Annotated in this window: 10 protein-coding genes and 2 tRNA genes; 4 read left to right on the top strand and 8 right to left on the bottom strand. The window is 42.1% G+C overall.

Annotation, left to right across the window (positions count from 1 at the left end):
• The first annotated feature begins 9 nt into the window (after positions 1-9).
• Positions 10-2,499, top strand: coding sequence for a trimethylamine-N-oxide reductase TorA (gene torA / locus IEY03_RS05990; protein ID WP_188840461.1), 2,490 nt, complete (start codon positions 10-12; stop codon positions 2,497-2,499).
• A gap of 104 nt (positions 2,500-2,603) precedes the next feature.
• Positions 2,604-3,242, top strand: coding sequence for a molecular chaperone TorD (gene torD / locus IEY03_RS05985; RefSeq protein ID WP_188840460.1), 639 nt, complete (start codon positions 2,604-2,606; stop codon positions 3,240-3,242).
• A gap of 203 nt (positions 3,243-3,445) precedes the next feature.
• Here torD and torS read toward each other — a convergent pair whose 3' ends face one another.
• On the bottom strand, positions 3,446-6,568 hold the full coding sequence (gene torS, locus IEY03_RS05980; RefSeq protein WP_188840459.1) for a TMAO reductase system sensor histidine kinase/response regulator TorS: 3,123 nt from the start codon (positions 6,566-6,568) through the stop codon (positions 3,446-3,448).
• A gap of 87 nt (positions 6,569-6,655) precedes the next feature.
• Here torS and torT point away from each other — a divergent pair, with 87 nt between their 5' ends.
• Positions 6,656-7,732, top strand: coding sequence for a TMAO reductase system periplasmic protein TorT (gene torT / locus IEY03_RS05975; protein WP_188840458.1), 1,077 nt, complete (start codon positions 6,656-6,658; stop codon positions 7,730-7,732).
• Here torT and torR read toward each other — a convergent pair.
• The 4 genes from torR to nagB all read right to left on the bottom strand — a co-directional run bounded on the left by torR (position 7,716) and on the right by nagB (position 11,036).
• Positions 7,716-8,441, bottom strand: coding sequence for a two-component system response regulator TorR (gene torR, locus IEY03_RS05970; RefSeq protein WP_188840457.1), 726 nt, complete (start codon positions 8,439-8,441; stop codon positions 7,716-7,718). The two genes, torT and torR, sit on opposite strands and share 17 nt — an antisense overlap.
• A gap of 173 nt (positions 8,442-8,614) precedes the next feature.
• Positions 8,615-9,364, bottom strand: a complete 750-nt coding sequence (locus IEY03_RS05965; protein WP_188840456.1) for a TorF family putative porin — start codon at positions 9,362-9,364, stop codon at positions 8,615-8,617.
• Positions 9,365-9,520: 156 nt separating this feature from the next.
• The gene (locus IEY03_RS05960) at positions 9,521-9,871 is read right to left on the bottom strand and encodes a DNA polymerase III subunit psi (RefSeq protein ID WP_188840455.1); all 351 of its coding nucleotides are present in this window, start codon (positions 9,869-9,871) and stop codon (positions 9,521-9,523) included.
• A 364-nt stretch (positions 9,872-10,235) separates the two neighbouring features.
• Positions 10,236-11,036, bottom strand: coding sequence for a glucosamine-6-phosphate deaminase (gene nagB, locus IEY03_RS05955; protein WP_188840454.1), 801 nt, complete (start codon positions 11,034-11,036; stop codon positions 10,236-10,238).
• 1,022 nt (positions 11,037-12,058) lie between these two features.
• Here nagB and IEY03_RS05950 point away from each other — a divergent pair.
• Positions 12,059-12,301, top strand: coding sequence for a type II toxin-antitoxin system Phd/YefM family antitoxin (locus IEY03_RS05950; protein WP_188840453.1), 243 nt, complete (start codon positions 12,059-12,061; stop codon positions 12,299-12,301).
• Between the two features lie 345 nt (positions 12,302-12,646).
• On the opposite strand, the gene IEY03_RS05945 is transcribed toward IEY03_RS05950, so the two are convergent.
• From IEY03_RS05945 to IEY03_RS05935, 3 genes are all read right to left on the bottom strand, one after another.
• Positions 12,647-12,723, bottom strand: a tRNA-Trp gene (locus tag IEY03_RS05945).
• Positions 12,724-12,820: 97 nt separating this feature from the next.
• The gene (dmeF, locus tag IEY03_RS05940) at positions 12,821-13,810 is read right to left on the bottom strand and encodes a CDF family Co(II)/Ni(II) efflux transporter DmeF (protein ID WP_188840452.1); all 990 of its coding nucleotides are present in this window, start codon (positions 13,808-13,810) and stop codon (positions 12,821-12,823) included.
• Positions 13,811-14,113: 303 nt separating this feature from the next.
• A tRNA-Thr gene (locus IEY03_RS05935) sits at positions 14,114-14,189 on the bottom strand.
• Between the last annotated feature and the right edge of the window lie 221 nt (positions 14,190-14,410).

The following is a 14,410-nucleotide window of genomic DNA, read 5'->3' as shown; positions in this document are numbered from 1 at the left end:
GACATCATTATGAACAGAAGAGACTTTCTTAAAGGCTTAGCAGCAACCTCATTTGTTAGCCTAAGCAGTGCATCTGTGCTGGCGCCATTTAAGGCTTTGGCAGCAGGAACCATGACTAATGATGACTGGTTAACCACTGGCTCACATTTTGGCGCATTCAAGATGAAGCGTAAAAATGGTGTCATTGATCAGGTGATCCCATTTGATTTAGACAAGTACCCAACCGACATGATTAACGGCGTAAAAGGGTTAGTGTATAACCCATCTCGCGTTCGTTACCCTATGGTACGTTTAGACTTTTTATTAAAGGGTCATAAAAGTGATACTTCACAGCGCGGTGATTTCCGCTTTGTGCGCGTCACTTGGGACAAGGCATTGAACCTGTTCAAAGACTCATTAGATGAAGTACAAACCAAGTATGGTCCATCAGGCTTGCATGCGGGGCAAACAGGTTGGCGCGCAACGGGGCAATTGCATTCAAGCACTAGCCATATGCAACGCGCTGTTGGTATGCACGGTAATTTTGTTAAAAAAATTGGTGATTACTCTACCGGTGCTGGCCAAACCATTTTACCTTATATTTTAGGCTCAACTGAGGTATACGCCCAAGGTACATCATGGCCGTTAATCCTTGAGCAATCGAACACCATTATATTATGGTCTAACGATCCTTATAAAAACCTGCAAGTGGGTTGGAACGCTGAAACCCATGAATCATATGGCTACCTTGCGCAGCTGAAAGAAAAGGTAAAGCAAGGTAAGATCCGCGTGATCAGCATCGATCCTGTGGTCACTAAAACGCAAAAGTATTTGGGTTGTGAGCAACTGTATGTCAACCCACAAACTGACGTAGCATTAATGCTTGGCATTGCTCATGAAATGGTGACCCAAAACCTGCATGATAAAAAGTTTATCGAAGGATACAGCCTAGGCTTTGAACACTTCCTACCTTACCTTTTAGGTGAGTCTGATGGCATTGTAAAAACCCCTGAATGGGCCAGTAAAATTACCGGCGTGACTCCTGAAATCATTCGTGATTTAGCCAAGGTAATGACTAAAGGCCGTACTCAAATCATGATGGGCTGGTGTATTCAGCGTCAACAACACGGCGAACAACCTTATTGGATGGCCGCTGTATTAGCCACTATGATTGGCCAAATTGGTTTACCTGGCGGCGGTATCAGCTACGGTCACCATTACTCAAGTATTGGCGTCCCCTCATCAGGAGCGGCTGCGCCTGGGGCATTCCCACGTAATTTAGATGAAGGCCAAAAGCCGCTGTTTGATAATAATGATTTCAAAGGCGCAAGTAGCACTATTCCTGTAGCACGCTGGATTGATGCCATTTTAGAACCGGGTAAAACCATTGATGCCAATGGCACAAAAGTGACGTATCCAGATGTCAAAATGATGGTGTTTTCAGGTAACAACCCATGGAACCATCATCAAGACAGAAACAAAATGAAGCAAGCATTTAAAAAGCTTGAATGTGTGGTCACCATAGATATCAACTGGACGGCGACATGCCGTTTCTCTGATATCGTACTACCTGCCTGTACCACGTTTGAACGCAATGACATTGATGTCTATGGCAGTTACGCTAACCGCGGTGTCTTGGCGATGCAAAAGATGGTTGAACCATTATTTGAAAGCCTTTCTGACTTTGAAATCTTTACTCGATTTGCCAAAATCATGGGTAAAGAGCAAGAGTACACCCGCGGTATGTCTGAGTTTGATTGGCTGAAAAAGCTGTATAACGAGTGTAAAGCCGATAACGCTGGCAAGTTTGACATGCCAGATTTCGATACCTTCTGGAAAGATGGTTATGTTCACTTTGGCGAAGGTCAACCTTGGACGCGTCACGCTGATTTCAGAAACGATCCAGAAATGGCACCACTGGGTACACCATCAGGTTTGATTGAGATATTCAGCCGTAAAATTGCTCAGTTTAACTATGATGATTGCCCAGGCCATCCTACCTGGATGGAAAAGTCTGAACGCAGCCATGGCGGCCCTGGCTCAGATAAGTACCCTGTGTGGATGCAATCTTGTCACCCAGATAAACGTTTACATTCGCAAATGTGTGAGTCTGAAGAATATCGTGCAACTTACACAGTAAAAGGTCGCGAGCCAGTTTACCTAAACCCAACCGATGCCCAGCAACGAGGTATTAAAGACGGCGACATAGTGCGGGTATTTAACGACCGTGGCCAATTGCTTGCTGGTGCTGTGGTATCAGACAGTTTCCCACGCGGGGTTATTCGTATCCACGAAGGCGCCTGGTACGGACCTATTGGCAAAGATGGCAGTAAACAAGGCGGAAATGAAATAGGTGCATTATGTAGCTATGGAGACCCAAATACCTTGACTCAAGATATCGGCACTTCCAAGCTTGCCCAAGCCTGCGCTGCCTATACTTGTTTAGTTAACTTTGAAAAGTATCAAGGCAAAGTCCCAGAAGTCAGCTCATTTAGCGGCCCGATTGAAGCGAAAGTGTAATTATAGTGGGCCGTTAATTTAGATTATTTAGCGCCACGCCCCATTGGCGCTAAATAATCACCAAGATAAAATCGACCTGAATAGGGTCAAAGGAGAATACATAGATGATTGATAAGCAAATATATGCCACCCCAATGAACCAGGGCCGCGCTATGGTATACAGACTGCTCTCATCGCTTTTTGCTAAAGAGCTTGATCATCAGCTATTGCATGAACTGACATCAAGTCAGGCTCAAGCCTTCTTTGCTCAACTGGCCAGCGATCCCTTATTAGCACAAGATATCGCTAGCTTAAATTCAGTGCTGAATACTCTCAATTCTGACAGGGCGTTATTAGAACTCGCGGCTGATTATTGTGGTTTGTTTTTAGTTGGCACTAAACATAGCGCAAGCCCCTATGCCAGTTTGTACCTCGGCGATAATGACGTTGGGGATGAAGTATTGTTATTTGGTGAGCAGCACCAGCAAATGAAGACTTTTTTACAACAAAGTCAACTGATGGTGCAAAGTGAGTTTCCAGAACCCGCTGATCATATCGCGGTCATTTTAGCTTACATCGCTCACCAAGCCTGCTGCAGCGACGATAAAACACAACAAGCCTTTATCACCCAATACTTGCATGCTTGGTTACCCCGGTTTACAGATAAGGTTGTTGCGGTTGATAGCGGTAATTTTTATGCCGCCTTAGCCCGCCTGACTCAAGCCTGGGTTACCAGTGATTGTGATGCTCTTCGAGCAAGTTAGTTTTACCCTTTCCCCCAAAGACCAAAACACCGAGCTTGCTCGGTGTTTTTTTATTCACGTAATCAATTACCTTAATGCCCTGACTCACTATCAATAGAACTGATGAACAAGGGGACGTCCCTTGACTCAAGGCTTGCCCTTAGGTTTGAATCAACAATGTTGAACAACCGCTTGGCTCAACAAGATATTAGCTGCCAATAGCATTAACCGGCGGTTTCAGCTAACTTAAGCGACACGGCATCAATCGAATCCTGCCATAGTTGTTGTAGCGCTTGATACTCTTCAATGGTAAACGTACAAGATTCCAATTGCTGACAACGCCGCGTTAACGCAACTAATCCCATGCTAGCGCTGCTGCCTTTAAGTCCGTGTAATAAGTCGCTGCTATGAGCGGGTAAACCAGCTAATGCTGCTAACTGAGCGCTGCTGCTTACTTTAAACAAGCTTAGCATTTCGTTTAACACATCTGCCCCTAGGTATTGTAAGTCCTCAGTAATTTGTTGCTCATTGAGCAAACACACCGCTGGTTTAGCATTTGGAGGGAGATTAGCCTCCGTCTTGATTATGCTTGTATCATCTGTAGTATTGAGGCTCAATTCATCATGTTCAAGCGTTGTCATATTGCTCGTACATGCAACTTCCACGCTGTGATTGCCAGTTGAAAATGCCTCACTAGCAACACCAACCCATGCAGCTAAAGCCTGCATGTTGAGGGGTTTTTCAAGTACTGAATCAAATCCTGCAGCTTCATAGATTTTCATATCATCTTCTTGCACTTGCGCGGTAAACGCGGCGATATTAGCGCTTAATTGTGCCGCTTGCGCAATCTGGGTTAACTCAGCTAACAACTCAATGCCCGAGCCATCACCTAACTGAATATCAAGCATAATCGCGTCAAACTGTGCAGCGTTATCCTGCCGATAAACCGCTCTTGCCTCAGCGCAGCTTTCAACTAATATCGACTGATGCCCAAGGTGAGCTAAAAAGCCCTGAGCAACCATGGCATTAACTTTATTATCTTCAATCACCAGCAGGTTTTTAGGCGCCACTTTGGGCAGGTCAATATGGCTTGACTCATCGGCTTGATTACAAATAACCAGCGGTAAACTAAAACTGAATGTTGAGCCCTTACCCACTTGGCTATCTACGCGAATACATTGACTGGCATTGTCTAGTTTGTGTTGGCTGTTATTGTCGAAATCATTCATTAACGCGACCAACTCTTTACAGATAGCCAGCCCTAAACCTGTACCGCGGGTGCGTCCTTGATTGGGTTGAGCACTGTAAGCAATGAATAATTGCCCCATTGCCGTTTCACTTATGCCGACGCCAGTATCAATAACGGCGAAAGTGAGCTGCTGTTCCACCACGGCAACCTGTAATTCAATCCCGCCCTTTGCGGTAAATTTAATGGCATTTCCCAACAAATTAAACAACACCTGACGCAGCTTAGGGCCATCGACAAACACCCAATGCGGCAAATTTTGACGGTTTAATTTTAAAAATAATCCCGCTAAGCCTGCCCCCGGCATCATCACAGCCATCACTTCATCTAACAGATCATTTAAGGCAACAGGTCGCGGTTCGTTAGTTAACTTACCTTGTTCTAAGCGCGAAAAATCTAAAATGTCGTTCAACACGGTTTGCAGTAATGTGCCGCTATATTGAGACAAGGCCAGCATTTGCTTTTGAGCTGGCGGTAAGGGCGAATGACTTAATAAGGTTAACGAGCCTAAAAGCCCATTTAATGGTGTGCGAATTTCATGACTCATGGTGGCTAGAAATAATGATTTTGCATTGCTGGCCTGCTCAGCCATCTCCCTTGCTGCCGAGTGCCCTTTGGCCTCAGCATCTAGTTGACGATTAGTTTCGGCTAATTCAATGGTGCGAGCCTGAACGGTATTTTCTAATGAGGCTTTATGCACAATCAGTTCTGAAGCAGTCGCTTGTAGCTCGGCTTGCAACGCTTGATTTTGGCTGGTTTTTTGCTTGAATGCCTCGATGGCCGATGCCATAGCGGTGAGTTCATCATCGCCATGGGGGTCAAGCACAACCTCGGTATTACCTAGGCTTAATTGAGATAACGCGGCGGTTGCTTCATTTAGGCGCAGGGCAATCCCTTTATAAATCACCCAATATACCACCAGCATAATGATAATGAACATTAACACACCTGTTGTCCATAGGCCGGACTTTGCCCAAAACAACTGCTGTAAAAAATCGCGCCTAGCATTGTCCGCTTGGGTTTGCTGGGCTTTCATCGCCCCATCGACCGACTTATTCAATTGGCTTAATTTGTCGGTTAACTGCATTAGCTGGGTATTTTGCTTGGCGAGTACCACCGCGTATTGCTGCTGTAAACGTAAACCTATATTCACTTCCCTCAGCAAAACTAATTCTTGCTCAAGCTCTGTCGCCCTCACAGGATCGCGAATAAGCCCCTTGAGTAATTCAAGTGGCATTAAATCAATTTGTTTATCCATAGCGTGATTTGCAACATCAAATCCTGAGACTGAATTGTTGGGGGCAGCTGTGACATTTTGACCACTGACTTTAGGGCGAAACCCTGATTGATAAAGCACCCGCGTCATGCTGTCTAATACTTTATTCAACCCAAGTTGTTGCTCGGGTGACTGTAATAGTTGACCCACTAATGCGATATGATGGATCAAGGCTAACGCCCTATTTAAGCGTTCTCTGATATCTAAATCTTGCTCTATGATGGTATCGAGCAGATGGGCACTTTGTTTGTCGCCGGCGACTTGCGGATAAGCGAGGCTTAATTTGGCCAAAATAGCTGAGTCAACTACCGCTTGCTCTGCTTCAAGCAATACTCGGCTTCGACTGGCCGCTTCGGCTAGATCACTGCCTTTGTCATCTAATAGTGCGGTTAATGCTAAACGCGCGCCAACCTGTCGTCCTAAAACAGATAGATCATGGATAATGTCTCCCGCAAGTAAAGCCAAGTGATTATCTTTATTGTTATGATTATCTTGCACATTTAACGCGTTAAGTCGTTCAATTGCCGCTAATAAATTAGTGCTTTCTAAAGATAGTTTACGTCCTAAAAATGCTCGTTGGGCTTCTTCCTCCACCCGTTCAAGCCCTTGAGCATTGTCGAGTAATGCATTCGACGACTGCATAAGTTGCCTGGCGGTTTCCGAGGCAGGTAAGGCTTCTTCGTATAAATACTGATCGGCTAATTTTACCCAATACAAGGATAAACTGCCTAGGCTGACTAATAATAGTAATAGCAGTCCTAACAGACTAAATGCCAACATGAGGCGACCAACTAAGCTCTTACCTGATAGTGATAAAGCACTCACATTCATTCCTTAAACTGTTACAATCTACTCGACAAAAACCACAGTGTTTTCACCTAACGGCTTAGACACCCTAATAGAGACAATAAGATGCGACAACTCATTTATATACTCATTTGTTGTTTAGGGACAATTTCATCATTGGTTGAAGCAAAAAACGACACTCACTGGTCATTAGAACAACGCACGCCATTTAACCAAAAAATTCAAACCACTGAAAAAATCCATTATAACGCCTTAACGTCTGTCCAAAAAAACTGGCGCATTTGTGCACTCGTCCCTCACCTTAAAGATGCTTATTGGATAGGGATCGATTATGGTTTAGTGTCTCACGCCAGCCAATTAGGGATTAACCTTGAGTTATTTGAAGCGGGCAGTTATTACCGTAAAGACCAACAACTAAAACAGCTGGATCACTGTTTAACCGAACCTTTTGATGCCATTTTGCTTGGCACTGTCAGCCCAGATCTGCTTAAACATTATAAAGGGACTATCAATAAGCCAATTATTGCGTTGGTCAATCAGCTCAATAGCCCTATCATAAATACCCGCGTTGGTGTGAATTGGTATCAAATGGGTTGGATTGCTGGCAATTATATTAGTCAATCGCAACCTAAGGCCCCAACAGATAAACCGCTCAAAGTTGCGCTTTTAACTGGCCCTGAAGGTGTTGGCGGTAGCAGTTGGGTTGAGCTTGGAATCCTTGATGCCATAGCAAACCGTCCGATAGAAGTATCATCTATCCGCCACACTGATAATAATCGCAATCTATACCGTGATCAGTTGCATCACTTACTGAATGATCATATTCCCGATTATATTTTAGGTAGTGCGGTGGCCATTGAGGCTGCGATTGGCTCTTTACAACATAAACAGCTGACCAAGCAAGTAAAGTTGGTGAGTAGTTATCTATCTCCCGCCACATTACGGGGACTGTATCGAAATAAAGTGGCTTTTAGCACAGATGATCAAGTGGTGTTACAAGGCAAGCTGGCCATTGATGTGGTAGTCAAAGAACTTGAAGGTGCCGCCCCCTTTGGTGACATAGGCCCACAAATACTGAAGCTATCACAAGGTAAAGTATCCTTTAATGCTCTTGAAAATAGCTTAGCGCCAGCTGATTTTTATCCAGTCTATCGTGTGGTCTCAGCTAGTCTTCAACCTTAGTGGCAAATAAGTAACCTTCACCATGTACGGTAACAAATAAATCAGCCTGAAGCTTGTTACGTAAACGGCGAATAATGACGTCTATGGTTCTGTCATTGACATCTTCATTACGATGACTTGTTTGCTGCATTAAACGTTCGCGAGATAAAACCTGTTGTGGGTGTAAAGCAAAAGCCGTCAGTAGCTCAAATTCCGCTTTGGTGAGTTTAATCACTTCATCACCGCGAGATAACTTACGGCTATTGAGTTCTAAAACATATTGGTCGAAAACAATTAAGTCATCACTTTTTTCAAATTGCTTAACCACTTCCTGCTGAGCTTTTTTAACTAACGAAATCCGCCATAGCAAGTTTTTCACCCTAACCAACAGCTCTCTAAGTTCAAAGGGTTTAGTCACATAATCATCGGCGCCCATTTCAAGGCCGACAATTTTGTCGATAGTTTCATCTCTGCCTGTAACCAAAATAATCCCGACATCGGAACGGCTGCGTAAATCACGGGCTAAGCTTAAACCATCCACACCGGGCAAATTCACATCTAACATCACTAAATCTATGTGTTGTTTAGCAAACTGTTGCCACATTTGCTCACCATCTGCGGCTTCAAGTACACGGTAGCCCTCTCGCTCAAAGTAGCCTTTTAGCCGAGCACGGATCACTGCTTCATCATCAACAACGAGTACAGTACTTGCTAACCCAGTATGTGCCATTTCATTTTCCAGTTAGTGTGGAATCAATATCCATTATTATTCATAATTTTTCATATATGGATATAGCAACAATCAACTAATGTGGGTGAAAGCGATAAAGTAGCGATAAAAAAGGACCTGTTCAGCACAAACTCAGGGTGCCAAGCAGATCCTAAAATATATTTTATCTAGATTTAGAAGCTTTTGCTGATGCCTACAACGAGGCGATCATCAAAAATTTCGGTTTGGGTGCCATACACTTTATGATCAGAATCAACTGTGCTGCCATGGTAACGCACGTCAAAATTAATCCCTGCATAGGCTTTACTGACGCCAAGATTCCAATGTCCCCAACCTTCTGCACCCTCGCCATCTAAATCCTGGTATCCAACACTGCCTGAAACTTTCCAGCCGCTATCGAATTGATAACTAGGATGTACCGCATAGTTCACCCCTTGCCAACCATCAACACCAAACCAGTCTTCCACCGTTGGTGTCACTTCAAGTTGCAGATTTGCACGGCCAAACTGTTTACCCACTTTAATCCATAATTCGGTGTAGTTTGAATACGACGCTCCCGGATAAAGGTAAGAAAAGACCATTACATCATAGGTAATGCCGCTATCACCAAACTCGCCTGCCTTACCAATGTATGGCGCAGTAACGATTTCTAAATTAGGATCGGCAAACTTAATATTTGAAGCAAAAACGCCAGTATACCAGCCATCATCGTTAGCCCAACCTAACGTGCCTTGTACCACGGGAACGTCGCCGTCCATGGTTTCAGATTCACCCCGAAAAACATAATCAGATGCGAAAGTCATGTTACCGCTAATTTTACCCCCTAACACCTCGGTATCATCGGCGGCAAATGCGAATGGCATTGCGGTCAAGAGTAAGCTGCTAAGTAAAGCTGATTGAGTCAGTTGATGTATTTTGTTCATAATTATCACCCTATATTTACCACTTATTGTTGATAGGATGACTATAGGGAAAACTTATGAATGGCTATTAGGATGTATATGAACTGACAAGAAATAAATATGAAAGAATATGAACACAAAGGTTAACGAGTGTGTCGTGGTATGAGTGCCAGCCACTTACCTCTCTTTTTGCTGTTTATTAACGACCTTACAAATTTGCTGCCAAAGCTGACGTTTTTCATCACCATTTTGCATCACATCATCAAGTGGAGCGGTAACAAGCCAAGCGACACGTGGACGACGTTTGGTTTTACGCATATCCCAAACAACCTGTGGGCCTCTATGTGTTTCACAGTCAAAGTCACATTGGTCAAGCGATACATTAACTAGCCCAAGCACCTGTTCAATAAAAGGCTGCGCAGACAAATCAGCATCAATATCATGCAATACTAAAAAAGGTTTACCCGGCTTATCGGCACTGCGCCAACGAGTAATGTTCATCGCATCAAGAAACGCTGATTTTTCCATGTTCACTATCTAAAAACCCATTGTGAACTAAGAATATCAGGTTAGCGGGGATGAGGGAAAGCCAAAGGCAAAATCCTACCGACATTGTGCTTGTTAGCTGCATTGAGTCCAACACAGCAAACCGACTGCAATTGAATGAGTGAGCCGCCATTGCGTATGGCAACTTAGAAAGGCTAGCGAATATGAATACGTTCAAGCCATGCGGCCAAGATTCAATTAAAATGCCCATAACTGCGAACTTAGTCAGCCTGCTATGTAATACGCATAAAGGCGGCAGTCAAATTGTGGCATAAAAAAGCCATGTCAATCAACATGACTTTTTAGAGGAAAAATGTCAGCTTAACTCCGACATTGGTCAAACCGATTAAATGAATAATCCGAAGGTTTGGTTAATTTTTTGGTGTTCTTGGTTTGCCCATTGGAAGTATTCTTGCTCAGTTAATTCGCTCGCGGCGTCTTTATCAATAAGAATAATTGCATTTTCATGCATTTGTAAGGCAGATGCTGGACACATAGCCGTTACTGGACCTGTGATCATTTGCTTAACCGCTGCAGCTTTATTCTTGCCCGTTGCCATAAGCAATACATAACGTGCATCAAGAATAGTTGCGATCCCCATGGTCATTGCCATAGTAGGTTGGTATTCATCTTTTTTAAATAAGCGACTGTTATCTTGTAACGTTTGCTTGGTTAAGGTTTTAATACGAGTACGCGACGCTAGGCTTGACGTTGGTTCGTTAAAGCCGATGTGACCATTGGCACCAATACCTAAAATTTGCAAATCTACGCCACCTGCATTTTTAATTTGCTCTTCGTATGCAAGACCTTGAACGCGAGGATTTTGATCACTGCGACAAGTTGGCAAATATGTCTTTTCTTGATCAATGTTGACATGATCAAACAAATTTTCTTTCATGAAGGTACGGTAGCTTTGGGCATTTTCCGCTTCAATATTATGATATTCATCAAGATTAAATGTAGTCACATTTTCAAAGCTTAATTGAGCTTGTTGATGCTTTTCAACAAGCAGTTTGTATAAACTAATCGGCGTGCTACCCGTTGCAAGACCTAGAACCGGATTTGTTTTTTGTTTGATGACTTCTGCAACCCATTGCGCTGCATTGCTCGCAACTTGCTGAGCATTTTCTAAAATAATAATTTGCATAAATATCCCAATAAAAAAACAATAATGAACGTTAATCAAAGACCCATGCATATTAGCATAAATTCAAACGGCAAAAAGCTCTGCATTGCCCATCCATGCTGGTGAAATAAATTCAACTCGATAATTTTTAGCTTAAATGACTCACTGAGTATGCTCTTAATCAATAAAGATAATCCCCGCGATTTTTAACCCTGTTGAAGATTTATCATCGGAGTTATTGATGATTAAATTCTCAATGAATTCGCTTAAAACGCCCGCAATATGGGCGCTAATAACTTATGTGATATTCGTTGACGTAACAAGACGCACACCTAAAAGCTAATGGTTACTTTATAACTAAACTGAAAATTAATCACTCATTGACGTTCATTTTTTGTCTCGATTTGGGTGGTTTAATTCGACAATACGGAATTGAAGTGAAAATCAGAAAACAGATATTTTGGGTTTACCGAGTCAATTTTAGCGCCCTTTAAGCCAGTGATGGCCATACACTTAGGAATATAAATTAACTTGTCACTTTTTGATGAGCGCTTTTAATATGGCAACCAATAAAGATTCCAGCCTATTGAATCTGATTGCAAAACACCAAAACATCCACTCTAAGAAAGAATCTTGATTATTGGCTGCACAGCCGTTGGTATTAGACGTAAATAACTGCCGGGAAATATTTAACCCTGCTATGCAACTTGGCAACTGTGCCAAATTGATGTAAAAAAGTATAGATACCACGAGCGCAGCCTAATGTTTAATTATTTTTATTACAACTAATACAATGCCTTAAGCTGACTCCACAGTTTGAGATTTTGATTTAAAAATCCCATTAATTGAATTACTTGATTAGTGCATTAATTCTTTTAGTGCAAACGCAGATCTGTAAAAGTCATTCAATCTGCTTTACTTAGGTAAACTGACTGATTTGTTGCGGTGGTCAAATGTCATTATTGAACATTGTATAATTGCACTCATTTCACACTTTAGTTGAACCTAGTTGAACCTAGTTGAATCATATTGAGGGGTTAAAAATGCAGGTTAATTTGCACGTTGCCAAAGCCACGCTCTCATCACTTATTGTTGAAGCATTAAACGGTAATGAGGTTGTGATCACAAAATCGGGAAAGCCACTTGTAAAGATAGTTCCTATTGATGCAGTAATGCAGCCAAGAAAATTAGGCGCATATAAAGATCAGGGCTTCAATTTAGGGGCGGAGATCAACGCTGGCGATAATGAAGTTGCGACCTTGTTTAATGAGGAGGGCATTTATTGAAACGTCTATTACTCGAAACGCACACCTTTATTTGAGCTACATGGACTCCTATTTGTCAAGCAATCGTAATCCCACAACTACAGAGGATCTAACAGCAGCTCTACACTCGGCGTTTGATTAAACCCCACCAAATTTGGAACTTAAACATTTCTTAATATAAATTAAGAATCAATAGAGAAATTACAGATAAAACAACTATATCTAAATAGTTGTGGTCACCATTTTGTCACCTCATAGAAAATACTGAAGAATATGAGTATGAGTTTAAAAGTGGTTTTAATATAGAAAAATGAATAAAAGTCAGAAAAGACAAAGGCCTAGCATTTCTGCTAGGCCTTCTAAATTTGGCAGGGGTGGCAGGACTCGAACCCGCAACCATCGGTTTTGGAGACCGCTGTTCTACCAATTGGAACTACACCCCTGTTGACGAGGGGCATTATGCTAAAACCACTGTAAAAGGTAAAGCACTTTTTCAATATAAACCGTTAACTGAAGCATTTTCAAACAAGTTACAGATTTTTATGGATTGAATGATGCCGCTTGCCCACAGTCAGGCAGATCACATAGATGGATTTCCAAAGTGACATGCTTAATCTGTGAAAATTTATCAGTGACTAATTTCTTTAAGGCCAGACAGTCAATATCATCATGAGTAACAATAATCGCTACCAAAATAAAATCAGATGAATTTACTCTCATTAAATGAATATCAACAACATGCTTATCATTAAGTTGTAAAAACGCTGAAACTTTTGTTTGTAAAGCTACGGCTTGATTATCATCTAATAACAGCGGACTTGTATGTTGTATTAACCCCCAGGCCCATTTAGAGATAATGACAGCTCCGACTATCCCCATTACAGGGTCTAACCAATACCACCCCATATACTTCCCAAATAATAGAGCGAAAATCGCTAATAGAGAGGTCAGTGCATCCGCAAGTACATGCATGTAGGCAGCAGTAAGATTATGGTCATGATGATCATGATGGTCATGATGGTCATGATGGTCGTGATGGTCGTGATGGTCGTGATGGTCGTGATGGTCGTGAGTATGATGATCCTTCAACAGAAATACACTAACGATATTGACCGTAAGGCCAATAACAGCAACTAAAATAGCCTGTTCAAATTGAATATTATGGGGATTAAATAAACGGCTTATTGATTCTATTAGCATGACTAATGCGACTAAACCTAATGCGATCGCACTGGTAAATCCACCCAAAACCCCGACCTTACCTGTTCCATAGGTAAACTGAGGAGAATTGGCATGTTTACGCGCATAATGGTACGCAAAAAGAGTAATCATGAAAGCTGCGGCATGTGTCCCCATGTGCCAGCCATCAGCGAGTAATGCCATAGAACCGTATATTGTTCCTGCAACAATCTCGATGATCATAGTGACTAATGTAAGATACAGCACATATCGAGTATTTTTCTCACCCTCAAAATTGTGCTGTTGGAATCGGCTAGGTTGTGACCATTTACTGATTGAATGTAGAGACATAGGTAAAAAGTGCTATCTAAGTGGATTGGGTATCTACATGTTATAACCAGCTTTATTCGTGACAACAAGCATTAATGAAACAATAATCAATTTTTATAATGATATTGCCTCTAATCAAGAAAATGAATAAATCAGTAACATAGTCCTGATTGATAAACTTAACACGAATAATGCAGACACAAAAAAGCCCGTTACGTTAGTAACGGGCTTATTGCTCTCTTAAAGAGAATTTAGGAGTTTGGAAATGAAAGCTCTATGGTTTCCAAACAAATTTTATACTAGGACGTTTCACTAGTTTGTTCGTGGTGCTGATACCCAGAATCGAACTGGGGACCTCATCCTTACCAAGGATGCGCTCTACCGACTGAGCCATATCAGCAAAACTGCTTTTATGTTTCTGAAATGACTACTGAGTAGATACAATTTCATTACTTTTGCTATTTAAAGCGTATTAGGCGCCTGGAAATGAAGCTCTATGGTTTCCAGACAAATTTGGTTTATCTAACGTCACTCGACATTAAATAATAATTCGAAAAGCTGATTGCTTTGAGTTGCTCTACACTATTTAAGCGCTTCATTCTAATACTAAGTCGTGCTCCC

Source organism: Shewanella aestuarii, assembly GCF_014647215.1.
Taxonomy (GTDB): Bacteria; Pseudomonadota; Gammaproteobacteria; order Enterobacterales; family Shewanellaceae; genus Shewanella; species Shewanella aestuarii.
This window is presented reverse-complemented; position numbering and strand designations above follow the sequence as displayed.